Annotated in this window: 16 protein-coding genes and 1 pseudogene; 7 read left to right on the top strand and 10 right to left on the bottom strand. The window is 61.3% G+C overall.

Going from position 1 to position 15,455, the window contains the following annotated elements; genetic code table 11:
- The first annotated feature begins 240 nt into the window (after positions 1 to 240).
- Complete coding sequence (locus tag FJ960_RS23295; protein WP_181174296.1) at positions 241 to 1,266, top strand: hypothetical protein; 1,026 nt, start codon at positions 241 to 243, stop codon at positions 1,264 to 1,266.
- Here the strand turns inward: FJ960_RS23295 and FJ960_RS23290 are convergent.
- The 3 genes from FJ960_RS23290 to FJ960_RS23280 all read right to left on the bottom strand — a co-directional run bounded on the left by FJ960_RS23290 (position 1,244) and on the right by FJ960_RS23280 (position 4,170).
- Positions 1,244 to 1,591 carry a DUF1491 family protein gene (locus tag FJ960_RS23290; RefSeq protein WP_140717047.1) on the bottom strand — a complete coding sequence of 116 codons (348 nt, stop codon included), beginning with the start codon at positions 1,589 to 1,591 and terminating at the stop codon, positions 1,244 to 1,246. The two genes, FJ960_RS23295 and FJ960_RS23290, sit on opposite strands and share 23 nt — an antisense overlap.
- A 70-nt stretch (positions 1,592 to 1,661) precedes the next feature.
- Positions 1,662 to 2,444 (bottom strand): peptidoglycan-binding protein, encoded by a 783-nt coding sequence (locus tag FJ960_RS23285; RefSeq protein ID WP_140506093.1) that lies wholly within the window; start codon positions 2,442 to 2,444, stop codon positions 1,662 to 1,664.
- Entirely contained in the window at positions 2,419 to 4,170 is a 1,752-nt protein-coding gene (locus FJ960_RS23280; protein WP_140717045.1) for a PAS domain-containing sensor histidine kinase, read from the bottom strand. The genes FJ960_RS23285 and FJ960_RS23280 overlap by 26 nt, the downstream gene beginning before the upstream one ends.
- 533 nt (positions 4,171 to 4,703) lie before the next feature.
- On the opposite strand from FJ960_RS23280, the gene FJ960_RS23275 reads away from it, so the two are divergent.
- Both FJ960_RS23275 and FJ960_RS23270 read left to right on the top strand, forming a co-directional pair.
- The gene (locus tag FJ960_RS23275; protein WP_140717043.1) at positions 4,704 to 5,054 is read left to right on the top strand and encodes a DUF5330 domain-containing protein; all 351 of its coding nucleotides are present in this window, start codon (positions 4,704 to 4,706) and stop codon (positions 5,052 to 5,054) included.
- A 99-nt stretch (positions 5,055 to 5,153) separates the two neighbouring features.
- Positions 5,154 to 5,582 carry a SufE family protein gene (locus FJ960_RS23270; protein ID WP_140717176.1) on the top strand — a complete coding sequence of 143 codons (429 nt, stop codon included), beginning with the start codon at positions 5,154 to 5,156 and terminating at the stop codon, positions 5,580 to 5,582.
- Between the two features lie 168 nt (positions 5,583 to 5,750).
- On the opposite strand, the gene FJ960_RS23265 is transcribed toward FJ960_RS23270, so the two are convergent.
- Both FJ960_RS23265 and FJ960_RS30300 read right to left on the bottom strand, forming a co-directional pair.
- Positions 5,751 to 6,176: a MucR family transcriptional regulator gene (locus FJ960_RS23265; protein ID WP_027143963.1), complete on the bottom strand. Its 426-nt coding sequence runs from the start codon at positions 6,174 to 6,176 to the stop codon at positions 5,751 to 5,753.
- A gap of 410 nt (positions 6,177 to 6,586) precedes the next feature.
- A complete protein-coding gene (locus tag FJ960_RS30300) occupies positions 6,587 to 6,757 on the bottom strand; it encodes a hypothetical protein (RefSeq protein ID WP_348642366.1) in 171 nt (56 codons plus the stop codon).
- 303 nt (positions 6,758 to 7,060) lie between these two features.
- Here FJ960_RS30300 and FJ960_RS23255 point away from each other — a divergent pair, with 303 nt between their 5' ends.
- From FJ960_RS23255 to FJ960_RS23245, 3 genes are all read left to right on the top strand, one after another.
- Entirely contained in the window at positions 7,061 to 9,160 is a 2,100-nt protein-coding gene (locus FJ960_RS23255) for a S9 family peptidase (protein ID WP_140717041.1), read from the top strand.
- Positions 9,161 to 9,179: 19 nt separating this feature from the next.
- Positions 9,180 to 9,806 (top strand): LysE family translocator, encoded by a 627-nt coding sequence (locus tag FJ960_RS23250; RefSeq protein WP_140717039.1) that lies wholly within the window; start codon positions 9,180 to 9,182, stop codon positions 9,804 to 9,806.
- Between the two features lie 136 nt (positions 9,807 to 9,942).
- Positions 9,943 to 10,344 carry an SET domain-containing protein-lysine N-methyltransferase gene (locus FJ960_RS23245; protein WP_140506104.1) on the top strand — a complete coding sequence of 134 codons (402 nt, stop codon included), beginning with the start codon at positions 9,943 to 9,945 and terminating at the stop codon, positions 10,342 to 10,344.
- Positions 10,345 to 10,486: 142 nt separating this feature from the next.
- Here FJ960_RS23245 and FJ960_RS23240 read toward each other — a convergent pair.
- From FJ960_RS23240 to FJ960_RS23220, 5 genes and pseudogenes are all read right to left on the bottom strand, one after another.
- A pseudogene (locus FJ960_RS23240) lies at positions 10,487 to 11,127 on the bottom strand (glutathione S-transferase family protein).
- Between the two features lie 152 nt (positions 11,128 to 11,279).
- The gene (locus tag FJ960_RS23235; protein ID WP_140717037.1) at positions 11,280 to 12,230 is read right to left on the bottom strand and encodes a cytochrome c; all 951 of its coding nucleotides are present in this window, start codon (positions 12,228 to 12,230) and stop codon (positions 11,280 to 11,282) included.
- 9 nt (positions 12,231 to 12,239) lie between these two features.
- The gene (locus FJ960_RS23230; protein ID WP_140717035.1) at positions 12,240 to 12,677 is read right to left on the bottom strand and encodes a cytochrome c; all 438 of its coding nucleotides are present in this window, start codon (positions 12,675 to 12,677) and stop codon (positions 12,240 to 12,242) included.
- A 161-nt stretch (positions 12,678 to 12,838) separates the two neighbouring features.
- Positions 12,839 to 13,441, bottom strand: a complete 603-nt coding sequence (locus FJ960_RS23225) for a superoxide dismutase (RefSeq protein WP_027143971.1) — start codon at positions 13,439 to 13,441, stop codon at positions 12,839 to 12,841.
- A gap of 170 nt (positions 13,442 to 13,611) precedes the next feature.
- The gene (locus FJ960_RS23220; RefSeq protein WP_140717033.1) at positions 13,612 to 14,490 is read right to left on the bottom strand and encodes a branched-chain amino acid aminotransferase; all 879 of its coding nucleotides are present in this window, start codon (positions 14,488 to 14,490) and stop codon (positions 13,612 to 13,614) included.
- A gap of 155 nt (positions 14,491 to 14,645) precedes the next feature.
- Between FJ960_RS23220 and FJ960_RS23215 the strand changes: the two genes are divergently transcribed.
- Positions 14,646 to 15,308, top strand: a complete 663-nt coding sequence (locus FJ960_RS23215; RefSeq protein ID WP_140506112.1) for a haloacid dehalogenase type II — start codon at positions 14,646 to 14,648, stop codon at positions 15,306 to 15,308.
- Positions 15,309 to 15,455 lie beyond the last annotated feature (147 nt).

Genomic DNA, 15,455 nt, shown 5'->3' with positions numbered 1-15,455 from the left:
ACGCGGCACGAAAGACAGTACCATGCCCATGGTTCGCGCATTCCTCTCGGTTTCCCCGGAGCACAACGCAACGCCTCCAAATATCATTAAGGCCGGCAGAGGGTTAACGGAGCGCTAACGGATCGCCGCTAAATTGATCTTTGTTCCCGGGTCAGAGAGTTCTGACCGAGGCAATCGCGAACCCGACATAGTCCAGGTGCCGCGAGGTCGAGTGTGTATCTGGTGTCAGGCGTATCCTTCGTGTCATCTTCGGACTTCAGGCAAATCGCGATAAGGACGGAATCGGGAAAAGCTGAGAGGCTGTTCCGCGCCGCCGTGTCGGCGTTCTGCTCGCTGACCCGACCGTCACGCCGCGAGATCGGCCAGCTCGAAGATCTGACGCTGCCGCTGTTCGACAGCGTATCCGTCGAATCGCGGCGCTACGTGGCAGCCGCCCTTTCCGAATGCGAATATGCACCCGCGGCCCTGGTGCGGCGCCTTTGCGAGGAACCGGTCGACATTGCCGCTCCGCTGCTCATCCGCTCACGCGCGGTCAGCGATATCGACCTGATCGCGCTGATTGGCCGGCACGGGCTGCCGCATGCGCGCGCCATCGCGCGGCGCAAGGACCTGAACCCGACCATCGCCGATCTGATCAGGGCGCTGGAAAGACCAACCCTGGTGCGGACGCGGGTTCCGGAAGCAGCCCCGGCGCAAAGCCCTGCCGTGAAGACGCAAGCGATGGCGGACAGCGCGGAAACTCAGCAGACGCCCGGCGTTGCCGCCGAGAACGCGCGGCGCAGGCTGCGCTCCATGATGCACACCGGCGACGAAGCCTTGGCGGCGAAGGTCGATGCGTTCCCAGGTGCGGATACCTATGTCAGACTGCGCGAGACGGCATTGACGGGTAACGCCGCGTTCTTCCAGACCGCGCTTGCCGATGCCCTCAACATTGATTTTTCGATCGCGCAATCGCTGACCGCCAACCAGAATTATGCGCCGCTGCTTGCGGCGCTGCGTTCGCTCGATTTCAGCGAGGACCGGGCATTCCTGATCACGGTTGCCGTCTATCCCGGCCTGTTCCCGCATCCGCAGGCCATCCGCACCTATCTCGACCGTTACCGCCTGCTGCACCGCGATACGGCCCTGGACAAAGTGCGGGGATGGAAAGCCAAAACCCCGTCCAGGGCAGCTCGCGATGCTTCGCCGACAAACGGCGACAGCCGCGAGGCCTCCAACAGCGACGAAGCCGACGCCCCCGGCCTCAGGGTGTCTTCACGGAAATAAGCTCCTCGACGGGAACATTCCCGGCCTCGATCTCGACCACCCAAATGTCGGGATCGAATTTTTTCTCGCGCTCAAGTCTCGCATCCAGCACGGACGCATCATCGCCGGCGGCCAGAAGGCTGAAAAAACGATCTTCGGGCTTGGCCGAATCGTAGCTTGTCTGCGGCGCCGGCCCGTAGAGAGCCGTTTCACCCATCCTGCCCCGCGCCAGGATGAACACAGCCCCGGCCTCTGTCGCGCCGCGATTGACCACGGCGGCAAATCCGCCAGCGCCGAAAACCCGGCGCAACAGGGCCGACACCCACAGATCAGCGGTTACGCGCATCGAAGACTCCCGACAACATGCGGGCTCTCTATCGAAATTTCCGATGCAGGGCGAGCCGTCGTTTCGGCTGTCAGTTGGTCAGGCCGATCTCGCGCATCTTGACGTAGACGATCTCGTCGGGTTCGCCGGTCTGCGGCAACCCGAACAGCGTCTGGAACTCCTTGATCGCCGCCTTCGTGCGTGCACCGACGACGCCATCCAGTTGCATGTCGTCATTGCCGAAGGCCTTGAGTCCAGCCTGGATCTTGACGATGCGGGGATCAGGCCCCTGCAAAGCGGCATTCGTCTGTGCCTCATTCGTCTGCAAGGACACGGGAACAGCGGCCGGCGCAATGTCGGGACGAGGCTGCGGCTTGGGCACGGCGGCCGTCTTCGGCGTTGCACCCAGTTGATCCAGCAGCAGCGCATCGATCTCGCCCGAGGCGTTCAGCCCGACCTTCTGCTGATAGGCCTGTATGGCCTTGCGCGTGTTGGGGCCGGAAATGCCGTCGACGGTGCCGGAATAGAAATCGAGGTCCTTCAATATGCCTTGCACCTGCTCGACCACCGGATCGCCCTTAATCGGGGCGGGCGCGGCATTGGACCGCACAATGTTGATTGTCGTCTCCGGCTCGTCGGCGGCGGCGTGCGGAAAGCCCTGGAAATGACGCGTGGCGAAAAACGCCCCGGCGTGCGGGAAAGGCTGATACCACAGCGCGTTGGCCGAGACGTAGAACAGCGTCACCAGGAATGCGGTCGATCCTCCCACCAGGACGGGATTGCGCGAAATCATGCCGCCAACGGCGATGGCGCCGTCCTGCAAGGCGTTGCTGCGGCGTTTGACCGCCTTAGCCTGTTTTGCGGAGCGAGCCATTTCCGTCCCCTTTCGCCCTCGTCACCGGCATCGTCAGCACTCCGGTCGAGTTGGCGGGGCGTCCCTTCGGCCCGCTGACCGGCAGGCTGATGGTCACCGTGGTGCCCTCGCCCGGCATGCTTTCGATCGACATGGTGCCATCATGCAAGGCCACCAGCCCCTTCACCAGGGAAAGGCCAAGACCCGTACCCTCGAAACGGCGGGTATAGTCGTTCTGGATCTGCATGAAGGGTTTGCCGAGATTGGCGAAATCCTCCTCGGCGATGCCGATGCCGGTGTCCCTGACCCAGAAATGCAGACGTGAGCCGATCCGCTTGGCGCCGACGACGACATCGCCGCCGTCGGGCGTGAACTTGATCGCGTTGGAAACGAGGTTGATGAGCATCTGCTGTACCGCGCGGCGATCGGCATTGATATCGCCCGCGTCAGGGGCGATCTGCGTCTGCAGGTCGATGTTCTTGGCCTGCGCCTGCAGCCGCATCATCGACTGGCACATGTCCACGGCTTCCATGAACCGGAACGGCTCCGGCTCGGTGGCGTAGACACCCGATTCGATCCTCGAGACGTCGAGTATGGATGTCACGACTGCCAGCAGATGCTGGCCCGAATCCCGCACGAGGCCGACATATTCCTTCTGGCGCGGATCCTTGAAGGCGCCGAACATCTCGTGCAGCAGCATGTCGGAGAAGCCGATGATGGCATTCAAGGGTGTACGCAGTTCATGGCTCACCACTGCGAGGAAGCGGCCCTTGGCCACTTCGGCGGCGGCCGCCGTCTCATTGGCTTGCGCCAGTTCTTCGCGCAACCGCGCGGTCTCGTCGTTCTTGCGCAGGACAAGCGTGAAAACGTCGCTTTGTTCCTCGCCGCGCACCAGTTCGAGCGCGAATGGCTGGTAGTTGTCGGCCACCAAACCATTTCCGTTGTGGGCGCCGTTGCCACTCTGGGGCAGTCTGATGCGCAATTCGAGGCGGCGCGACAGTGCGCCGTCACGCATGTCGGCCAGGGCGCTGAGATAGGAGACACGGTCCGACAGGTGGACGCGGTCGAAGAGGCCCGTTCCGGACAACAATTCAGGTGGCAATTTCAGAAGCGTACGCGCCTTGGCGGACGCCTCCACGACTTCGCCGTGGCGGGTGACCCGAAAGACCACCGCGTCGATGATGTCTTCCAATCCGTCACCTGCATCGAGCGTAGCGGCCGCGCCGGCGGTGCCGCGAAAAGCCGAAATGCGCGGGAGGAGGGTCAGCGCCCACGCCAATGGCACCAGCCAGTGCCAGGCGGCGATGTGCGCGTCCGCGAATGGAAGGAAGGTGGCCGACAGGGACTGAAGGGCGATGGCGATGACGGCCGAGGCACCCCCCCACACAGCAGCACGCCGCGAGGTGCCGATCCACCAGGCTTCGAATGGCAGCGCCAAGGCAAGCATGGCGACAGGTGAACTCAATCCGCCGGCGGCACCGATGAGACCGCCAAGGGCTATCGCCGCCATCGCCAGGGCGATCGGCCCGGCGGCGGCCATCTTGCCGGTCGCTGCTACCAGCAGGGCGACGAACCAGCACAGACCGAAGGCCGCGAAAATGGCGGCCATGGTCACCGCAGCCCCCATGCCCGACGTAACCAGCGTGACCGCGGCACCCGCTGCAAAGAACGGCGCGGCCAGCATCACGCCGATGAAACGGCGCTGGCGCTCGCGGTCGCTGCGCCCGAGAACGCTGGGATGAACCATGCGTTCACAACCGGCCGCCATTGCGCCAGGCAATTCAGCGTATCTGGCCTCGATCGGCATCAACTCAACGCACTCGCACTCGTCGTGAACAGCTCTGCTTTTGCAGATCGTCTTGGGTGGCTTTGAAACTCGCATCCAGCGTTTAAGGAATGGATAAGGCAGGGCCGACCAAGGCCGGCCCTGCGGCAAATATCGGGATGACGGCCGCCGAAAGCCCCGGCAAATGCAGCCATAGTAAACGGAGGGTTATTCGCGAATGCCCGTCATCAGCGGCCCAGAGGCAGGAACGGGATCGCGTCCATTTGCGAAAAATCCGGTAGAAACAACCAGATAGATGGTTATCGAATGGTAACGAGAATCGTCCCGATATGAAACAAATCGACAACAAAACGCTTCGTCTCGAATTTGCCTAAAATTTGAGGAAAATTCTCGGCGATCATGCAAGCCGTCCTTTGTGCCTGTGTGCCAACATCCTGCCCATAAAAGAGGTCGTGCCCTATGATGCATGATCCGGTCACGACGAGAGGCAAGGCATGTTCTTCCTGATAAGAATGGCTTTCTGGTTTTCACTGGTGCTGCTGGCGCTGCCGCTGGGTGTCGGGTCCGATGAAACGGGCCAGCAAAGCGTCGGGCCGATCCAGGCCCTGTTCGCGGCGCGGGACGCCGTCGGCGACATCGCCGGTATCTGCGAACGCAAGCCCGATGTCTGCGAAACCGGGAAATCGGCGATGCACACCATCACCGCACGCGCCAAGGAGACCGCCAAGATCGCGGCCGCCATGCTGGACGACAAGTCCGCCGGCCCCGACGTCTCGACACTGACGGGCAGCGTGCCGGAAGAAATCGTCCTGCCCCAAACGGTCAACCTGCCGATAAAGAATTAGGCCGTCTCGACGGCGCACCGCGGACCGTCTGCCCTCTCGACGTCCGCGGTGTTCTTGTTTTTCCGTGACGCGGCGCCATCGCGTGACTATATCCGGGTCATGACGACCACGATCCAGACGATCCGCGACGACTTCTCGTTCCTCGAGGAATGGGAGGACCGCTATCGTTACGTCATCGAGCTTGGCGAAGCGCTGCCTCCCTTTCCCGATGCTGAGCGCAACGCCGGCAACAAGGTGCCAGGTTGCGTCAGCCAAGTCTGGCTGACCACCGAACGGGGTCCGGGCGCCGATCCCGTCATCACCTTCACGGGCGATTCAGACGCCCATATCGTGCGCGGACTGGTCGCGATCATGCTGGCGCTGTTTTCCGGAAAGACGGCCAGCGAAATCCAGAAAACCGACGCTGAAGCGACGCTGAAGGCACTCGGCCTCGACGAACACCTGTCACCCCAGCGCGCCAACGGGCTTCGCTCGATGGTCAAGCGCATCAAACGCGATGCCGAGATGGCGCTCGCGCAGACCGCCTGACAGGCTTCTGCCCCGATCTTCCTTGTTTTGACGCAATTCCCTAGGGAAAGCGCTACGCGCTTTTCCCGGGAAACCGGTTCACACTTTTCCTGGAATTGCACTCGCCCGCAAAATCAAACGGCGCCCGAAGGCGCCGTTTGATTTCAGTTCTAATCCGGCAAGCCGCGACTACCGCGCCTTGCGCTTGCGGCCAAGGCCCATCTTCTTGGCAAGCTGCGAACGGGCCGCCGCGTAGTTCGGGGCAACCATCGGATAGCTTGGGTCCAGGTTCCACTTTTCGCGATACTGATCGGGCGTCAGATCGTAGTGGGTCATCAGGTGACGCTTGAGCGACTTGAACTTCTTGCCGTCTTCAAGACAGACAATGTAGTCGTCATGAACCGAGCGTTTCGGGTTGACAGCCGGCTTCTGCTTGTCGGCAGGCGGCTGTTCGACGGTTCCGCCCACACGCCCGAGAGCGGCGTGGACATCGGATATCAGGTTCGGCAGTTCGCCGACCGGCACGGGATTGTTGCTGACATAGGCAGCCACCACATCGGCGGTAAGCTCGATCAGCGCATCATTGTTTCTGGAAGGTGTTTCGACAATATCCATGGTCTTCAGGCCCCAACAAGAGTTACGTCGATCTGTGCCCCTTTTTACAAACAGGGCATTGCACGAATTTTGCGCAGATAGAGCTGCGACGATTCGCGTCACAGGGACATCAATGCGACCACACGTCAAGTAAGTCAATTCGCTCTCTGCATTATATTTACGAATGTTGGTCAACTATTGCGCGATCAGCTTCAATCTTTCGTGCACCATGTAATTTTTCGATATTTCGGTCGCCAAACGGACAAAGGCTGACGTCGGGTCAGCTAATCGTTACATTCGCGATAACTCACAAAACAAGTTTCAATGCTCCGGTTTGCTTGGCGACCACACCGACAAGCTTGGTTGTTTACACCTGTCCACGAAACCATAGGTTGCCAAACCATCCCGCCATCAATCAGGCCATTCCCCGGTCAAAACGGCGCGATGTATCCGCCATAGGCCCAGCCGGTGACGAAGACGCCGTTCTTGGCAGGGTCATGCCAGATTTCGCACCAGCGATAGCGAACCGTCTGCTGCTGTTTCCATGCCGGTTGATTGGCGACATCGAGCAGGTTTATGCCGCCGATGCATCTCCCGGTCATCTGCAGGACGGCCCCGTTCGGGTAGGCGGCCTGTTTCTGGGATGTTCCCGACGCGCACATTGAGCGTGTCGCCGAACGGCACATTGGCCACTTGCCAAGCCGCGAATACGGTCGCATGAGACTGGCCGGCAAAGACCAGAGTTAGCGAAGCAACGGCGAAGGCCGCAGCAATACGAGACCGAATAGTCATCTTCCCTCCTCCCGGCCACCTCATGGGCCCACACCACCTCTACGCAACTGCTCTTGAACCCGCCCTGATCGGTGTGTTCATTCGTCATCAAGATATTTCCAGAGCGAGACGCAATGACCAGGACTTCCCGATTTCCAATCGTCAGCGCCCCTTCCCCGGAGAAGCGGCCAGTCTCGGACACGCATCACGGCATCACGCGAACCGACGAATATGCCTGGCTGCGGGCGGATAACTGGCAGGAGATGTTCAGGGATCCCTCCTTGCTCGATCCTGGAATCCGCGCCGAACTCGAAGCCGAAAATGCCTACCAGTCGAAGCTGATGGCCGACACGTCAGATTTGCAAAAGCAGCTCTTCAAGGAAATGAAGGGCCGCATCAAGGAAGACGATTCATCCGTTCCTATGAAGGACGGGCCTTACGCCTATGGCTCTTCCTTCAAGCTCGGCGGCGAGCAGCCGCGCTATTTCCGCATGCCGCGCGACGGCGGGCCCGAGCAGATCCTGCTCGACGGTGACGCCGAGGCCGAGGGCAAGGCCTATTTCCGGCTTGGCGGCGTCGAACATTCGGCCGATCATCGCAAGCTCCTGTGGGCCTTCGACGACAAGGGTTCCGAATTCTACACGCTGCGTGTGCGCGACCTTGCCGATGGTAAGGAACTGGCGGACCAGATTCCCGCCACCGGCGGTTCGGGCGTCTGGGACGCGGGCAATGACGGGTTCTTCTACACGCGTCTCGATCCAAACCACCGGCCGTCCAAGGTTCTGTTCCACGCACTTGGACAGAACCCCGAAAGAGACCGCCTGATCTACGAGGAAACCGACCCCGGCTTCTTCATGGACGTCGACGGAACCCGCAACAATCAATGGATCATGATCGGCATCAACGATCACGAGACTTCGGAATACCGCCTGTTGAGCGCCAGCGATCCGTTTGCCGAACCCAAGCTGGTTTCGGCGCGCGAGACCGGCCTTCAATATGAACTTGAGGAAGGCGGCGACATATTCTTCATCCTGACCAATGCGGATGGTGCCAAGGACTTCAAGATCATGACGGCGCCGGCAAGCGATCCGGTCCGCGCCAACTGGCAGGAACTGGTGCCGCATGAACCGGGCCGGCTGATCCTGTCGGTGATCGGCTTCAAGGACCACATGGTCCGGCTCGAGCGCAAGGAAGGCCTGCCGCGTATCGTCGTGCGTGACCGTGCCAGCGGCGAAGAGCATCTGATTTTCTTCGATGAGGAAGCCTTCTCGCTCGGCCTTTCAGGGGCCCTGGAATACGACACCGAGATGATGCGCTTTTCCTACTCGTCGATGACGACGCCGTCGCAGATGTTCGATTACAACATGCGCACCCGTGAGCGTGTGCTGCTCAAGACCCAGGAAGTGCCGTCCGGCCATAACCCGCATCAATACGTCACGAGGCGGCTGATGGCGCCCGCGGCCGATGGTGAATTGGTGCCGATCTCGCTTCTGCATCACCGCGACACGCCGCTGGACGGCTCCGCGCCTTGCCTGCTCTACGGCTATGGTTCCTACGGCATTGCCGTTCCGGCCGCCTTCAATACCAACTGGTTCTCGCTGGTCGATCGTGGCCTCGTCTTTGCCATTGCCCATGTCCGCGGCGGCAAGGACAAGGGCTATGGCTGGTACGATGACGGCAAGCGGGCGCACAAGATGAACACCTTCACCGATTTCATCGCGTGCGCCCGCCATCTCGTGGCCGAGCGCTATACCGCGCATGACCGCATCGTCGCGCAGGGCGGCTCGGCCGGCGGCATGCTGATGGGCGCCATCGCCAACATGGCGCCGGATTGCTTCGGCGGCATCGTGGCCGAGGTTCCGTTCGTCGATGTGCTTACCACCATGCTCGACGCGACGCTGCCGCTGACCCCGCCGGAATGGCCGGAATGGGGCAATCCGATTGAGTCGGCCGACGATTACCGGACGATCGCCGCCTATTCGCCATACGACAATATCGCAGCACTCGACTACCCGCCGATCCTGGCGCTCGCCGGCCTTACCGATCCGCGCGTCACCTATTGGGAGCCGGCCAAGTGGGTGGCGCGGCTGCGTGACCGCAAGAGGGGCGCCAATCCGGTGCTGTTCAAAATCAACATGGATTCCGGCCATGCCGGTGCCTCCGGTCGGTTTTCGCGCCTGGAGGAGATCGCCTATACTTATGCCTTCACGCTGAAGGTAACGGACAAGGCATAGCTTACGGAGGAACGCCGCGGTGATCGATCTGTCCACATTGATAGCCTATATCGCGGTTGTGTTCGGTTTTGTCTTCATTCCAGGTCCGGCCACACTGTTGACGATCGCGCGCGCAACGAGTTCGGGAACCAGGGTCGGGATCGCCACCGGCGCCGGGATCGCGGCCGGCGATGTGTTTCATACCGTGATGGCGATGGTCGGCATCTCGGCGATCATCGCCACTTCGGCGACGCTGTTCAGCATCATAAAGTATATCGGCGCGGCCTACCTCGTTTACCTCGGCATTCGCGCCATCATCGAGAAAGCGCCGATCGATCCGACCGCCGGCGCGCTCGCGATCTCTGCCGGAAAGGCGTTTCGACAGGCCGTGCTGACCGAGGTGCTCAACCCCAAGACCGCGCTTTTCTTCCTCGCTTTCCTGCCTCAGTTCGTGCGGCCCGAAAACGGATCGGCGATGGTTCAGTTAGCCGTATTGGGGATCATCTTCGTCATGCTGGGGCTTTTCAGCACGGTCGTGTTTGCCGTGAGCGCAGGGCCGCTGGGCGGTTTCCTGCGCCAAAATCCGACAGTGCTGAAATGGCAGGGCAAGGTTGTCGGCGGCATCTATTGCGCCCTGGGTGTCCGCCTGGCCTTGCAACAGCGCTGAAGCCAGGCGACTCACGTCTGCCGATCATATTTTTTGAATTCCGCCCAGCTGATTTCCGCTCGCAATTGCAACGGTCGCGCGCTACCCAAGCACGATTTTCCCGGGCATGAAGCCCACATTCGCACAAGGGTCCATTATGCTGCTCGTCGACGTCTATCTCGACAAATCGCCGATCCAGGGCATCGGTGTGTTTGCCAAGAACCACATTGCCAAGGGCACGCTGGTCTGGAAGCTCGACCCCCGGTTCGACCGGATCATCGACGTCGAGACCTATGAGGGCGAGACCGGGCCGGTAAAGAACTATCTCGACCGCTATTCCTACCCCGACCGGCGCGATCCGGCCTATATCGTCTTCGAAGCCGACGACGCCCGTTACATGAACCATGACGACGAGCCGAATTGCGATGTCTCGTCACCCGAGGAAACCTACGCCTTGCGCGACATCGCCCCGGGCGAGGAAATGACCTGCAACTACAATCATTTCTTTGAGACGGGCTTCGATTTCCTCGGCGATCGTCACCTGCAGTCCGAAGATTAGGCACGTAGACTCGTAAGCGTGGAGCCACGGCCGGATTGAAGCCAGCTGAACCATGCGAGGAGGCCCCCTAATTGGTAGACCCCCATGAGGAACTTTTCGCGACTGCTCAACCAGGCGCTTGGCCGCTTCGATGAAGCGAGCACTACAATCCCGATGATCTCGCCGCCCACGCCTTGGTGGCCTGACAGCTTTCCATTGCTCGGGCGTAGGCGGGGCGTGCCGTCGTGCGAGCGAGATAGTCCCGCTCGATAGACCCGGGGACATAGTTACCAGTTCGCAGGCCGAGCAGGAGGGCGTAGCTCACCGAGATATCGGCAGCAGTGAACCGCTCGCCGGCGAGATAGGGGCAGTCCGCGAGGCGGCGGATAACCAACCCCAGCCGGCTCTCGAAGGTCTCCAATGCCCAGCGGGCAACCCGGGCATCTCGTTCGGCTTCGGGCGCCAGTTCGCGACCGACTAAGACGGCGATCATCGGCCGGCGAGCCCGGCCTCGCCTAAGTGAAAAAATTGCAGATAGGAGGCGAAAGCGAGATCGTGCGGGGCGACGGCAAGCGAATCTGACTCGTGGCGGGCGAGCAGGTACTCAAGAATCGCGATCGATTCGACCATGATCGTCTCGCCGTCCTGCAGTGCGGGAATGAAGCCGGCGGGGTTGATCGCGAGAAAGCCGCGATCATTCTCGACTGCGAGCAGATCGACCGGGCGCAGCCGATAAGCCAATCCTAATTCCTCGAGCAGCCAAACAACACGGAAGCCACGACCTTCGCCATAGACGGCGAGCATAGTTAAGCGTCCCTGGATTGGGCTGGATGTACTATCTCGCAGAGGTAAGCCAGTCGCGCAACGGACTATCAATGGCCCATAATGCACTCAGGGCTTGGCGCATATTCGTCATCCTACAGATGCGGGCCCTTCCTACTTTATGGATTCCCGACCTATTTCGTGCTTTTCTTGCGAGCCGGATAGCCGTTGGGGTGCGGCGGTATCGCTTTGAGATAGGCGGCAATCGCCGCGCGGTCGTCCGCCGTCAGTTCGGCCATGTTGCGCTGCACATCGACCATGGCGCCGCCGACGGAATCGAAATCCGGCGTGAACCCGGTTTCCAGGTAGTTTGCGATGTCGGATGCGGACCAGCTGCCGATACCCCCCTCGCCCGAAGTAAGGTTTGGCACGATGCCCGAACCCTCGGCGGCGACGGCGCCGGCCAGCCATTGGCCCTTCCTGGTGCCGCCAGCCAAGTCGCGCGGCGTATGGCATTCGCCGCAATGACCCGGTCCTTCGACCAGGTAGCGGCCTGCCATCGCGAGTCCCGGCGTGCCATCAGGCAGGGGAATGACAGGCTGGTCGCTGAGATAGAGGCGCTTCCACAGGCCAATGCCTCGCCGGATGTTGAAAGGGAACGCCAGCGAATTGCCTGGCGCCTTGCCGGCGACGGCGGGAAGCGTCTTCAGGAAAGCGTAGAGGTCGGCGACATCAGACGGCTTCATGCGCGCGTAGGAGGCGTAGGGAAAGGCCGGATAGAAATGCTCACCCGTGGGCGAAACACCCTTCAGCATGGCATTGGCGAGATCCCCGACCGACCATGCGCCGATGCCATCATTGGGATCTTGCGAAATATTGGGAGGCACGAAGGTGCCGAACGGCGTCTTGAGTTCAAGCCCGCCCACGAGTTGAAGCCGCGCATCGCCCCGCGACCCAGGCTTCGCATGGCATGAGGTGCAGCCGCCGGCATAGAAAATGCGCTTGCCCCGGACAACATCGCCTGGGCCGAGTTGCGCCAGAGCGGTCGCATCAAGCCTGACGGGTGCCGACAGCAGCCACCCGGCGGCCGCGCCGGCGACGCCCAGAACGAGGGCCGCGCCGACGAGCTTCTTCAGCCATGCCATATCAGGCGATCAGCCCTTCTTGACCCTGTAGCTCTGGTGGCAGGTGCCACAGTCCGAGCCGATGGTGCCGATCTGTGTCTTCAGCGCGTCGACGTCGGCCGGAGCCGCCGCGACCGAGGCCTTGACGTCGGCAAGATACTTATCCTCGGCCGTTTTGAAGCCGGCCATGTCTTCCCAGATCTTTGGCGCCGCCGTGGTGTCGCCGGAATCGCTGCCCTTCGGGAACAAGGCCTCTACGTCGAATTTCTCGGCATTTGCCTGCAATGCCTGCAACTGCGTCAGCACCGCGGCGGCATCAAAAGGTTCCTCGCCCTTGACCACTTTCGACAGGCCGCCGACGATCTTTCCGCGTTCCTTCATCAGTGCCTGCCGGCCGAGGACGGGATCGGCAAAAGCCGCCGACGCGGCGAGTGCGAGCATAGAGATGGCGATGACAAGCTTTCTCATTCATTTGGCTCCGTGATGAAGGCATTTCAGGACAGGACGTTAACGGGTGTGGGAGGAGGAATATTCCCTTCTCTCCGCATGAATTTGGACGACTCTGGCTGCGGTGGGGCTTCGACTTAAAAGAAAAGGCCCGGGGGTGCCGGGCCTTTTCGGAAGATCGATCAGGCATTTGCCTTTTCGTAGAGCTCGAGCACGTGATCCCAATTGATCAGGCTGTCGACGAAGGCCTCGAGGTATTTCGGCCGGGCGTTGCGGTAGTCGATGTAGTAGGAGTGTTCCCAGACGTCGACACCGAGGATTGGCGATGCGCCATGAACCAGCGGGTTTTCGCCGTTCGGCGTCTTCGAGATCGCCAGCTTGCCGTCCTTGACCGAAACCCAGGCCCATCCCGAACCGAACTGCGTCGTGCCAGCGGCGATGAAATCAGCCTTGAATTTGTCGTAGCCGCCGAGATCGCTGTCGAAAGCCTTCTGCAGCGCGCCAGGCAGCTTGTTGCCGCCGCCGCCCTTCTTCATCCATTTCCAGAAATGGATGTGGTTGTAATGCTGGGCGGCATTGTTGAAGAGGCCGGCGTTCTTGCCGAACGACTGCTTGACCGCCTCTTCGACCGAAAGATCGCCGAGGCCGGCTTCGGCGGCGAGCTTGTTGCCGTTGTCGACATAGGCCTTGTGATGCTTGTCGTGGTGATACTCCAGCGTCTCTTTCGACATATAGGGCTGCAGGGCCTCATAGTCGTAGGGCAGAGCGGGCAATTCGAAAGCCATGGGTAGTACTCCCTCGTGGAAAATCCGGTGTGGATACCGGAGTAAGATAGGTCGGGATTGAGCTGGAGCAACTCCGGAAATGAAGCGCCGGTTCCCTTTCTAAGCGGGTTCCCGAAAACTGTCACACGCTTTTCCTGGGGCCAACCGCGCAGCGACAAAAAGGCCGGACCTCAGCCAGCTGACGTCGAATGCGCCCAATCCCAATAGAGTTCGCGTGCCTTCTTGGCCACCGGGCCGGGTTGCAGGTCGCGGTCCTCGACGCGGGTGACCGGCACCACCTTGGAGTGGTTGCCGGTCGAGAAGATTTCGTCGGCTTCGAGGAAATCCCGCACCGACAGCGTCTTTTCGGTCGTCCTGAACCCATAGTCGCCGAGCAGCGTCATCGTGCGCGAGCGGGTAATGCCGGACAGGAAGGTTCCGTTGGGCGCCGGCGTCAGCACATGGCCGTCCTTGACCAGGAAGATATTCGAGCTTCCGGTCTCCGCGACATTGCCCAGCATATCGAGCACAAGCGCATTGTCGAAGCCGCGCGCCTTGGCCTCGAGGATGGCGCGACCGTTGTTGGGATAGAGGCAGCCGGCCTTGGCGTTGGTCGGCATGGTTTCGATGGTCGGGCGCCGGAACGGCGATACGGTCACGGAAAAGCCGGTCGGCGAGATCATGGGCGATTCATAGAGGCAGAGGCAGAAACGGGTCGAGGCGGAATCGGCCGGGACGCCCATGTAGCCGCCATGCTCGGCCCAGTACATCGGCCTGATGTAGACCGCCGTCTTGCCGTCGAATTTCTTCAATCCGTCCCAGGTCAGCCCGACGATCTGCTCGGGCGTCATGTTTGGCGCGAGGCCGAGCGCGATCGCCGAGGCATTGACGCGTGCGGCATGAAGTTCGAGATCGGGCGCCACGCCCTCGAACCAGCGAGCCCCGTCAAACACGCTGGTGCCGAGCCACATGGCGTGGCTGCGCGGCCCCAGAATGGCGACATTGCCTTCGTACCAATCGCCATCGACGAAAGTCCATGTCGCGGATTGCGCCGCCGCCGCCAGTGTCATCGCGTTTTCCTGTTCCGGTCGATCTTGTGTGACAACATTGGATGATGCTTTGGCCGCTGCCGTCAACCAGCATTGGGGAGTTTTGTTGAGGCCAGCGACGGGTGCGATGCAATCAAGGCTTGCACCTTGTCCCGCCTCGCCTCAAAACTGTTGCCATGCAATACGCCGCCTATGTTTTCGACGCCTATGGCACGCTATTCGACGTGCATGCGGCCGTGCGCCGCCATGCAGGCGCGATCGGCCCCGACGGCCAGCTCCTGTCCGAAATCTGGCGCGCCAAGCAGCTTGAATACTCCTGGGTGCGCACGTTGATGGGCGCCTACGCCGACTTCTGGCAGTTGACGGAACAGGCGCTGGACTTCGCCTTGCGCAAGGTCCCTTCGGCCGATCCCAGTCTCAAGGCAAAGCTGCTGGAGGCCTATTGGAGGCTGGACTGTTATCCCGAAGTGCCGGCCGTGCTGAAGGCGCTCAAGGCCTCGGGCGCCAGGCTGGCGATCCTCTCTAATGGCTCGCCCGAAATGCTGGAGGCGGCGGTCAAGTCCGCGGCACTCGACCAGGTCCTGGACAACATCTATTCGGTCGATGCGGTGCGTCGCTTCAAGACCGATCCGGCGGTCTACGACATGGTCGCCACGGATTGGCGGCTCTATCCCGGCGCGATCTCCTTCCAGTCTTCCAATCGCTGGGACATAGCGGGCGCCACCAAATTCGGCTTCCGCACGGTTTGGATCAACCGCTCCAACCAGCCGGAGGAATACCGGGACTTGCCGCCGGCCCTGATCCTGCCGTCGCTGGAGGCCCTCGTATCCGGTGGCTAGCGGACCTGTGGCCCCAACGCCACAGTGGCGGCGCAGTCACAGCTTCGCCTTTGTTTGTCCACGTTCGGGCCAGAATCGGAACCGCCTATCGCCTCAGGTGTTGTCAGGCACCCGCAGCGGATGTCGGCGTGTTGACGCTTTGTTGCG

Source organism: Mesorhizobium sp. B2-3-11 (assembly GCF_006442215.1).
Classification (GTDB): domain Bacteria; phylum Pseudomonadota; class Alphaproteobacteria; order Rhizobiales; family Rhizobiaceae; genus Mesorhizobium; species Mesorhizobium salmacidum.
The sequence above is the reverse complement of the archived record's forward strand: the minus strand, read 5'-3'. Positions and strand labels throughout refer to the sequence as shown.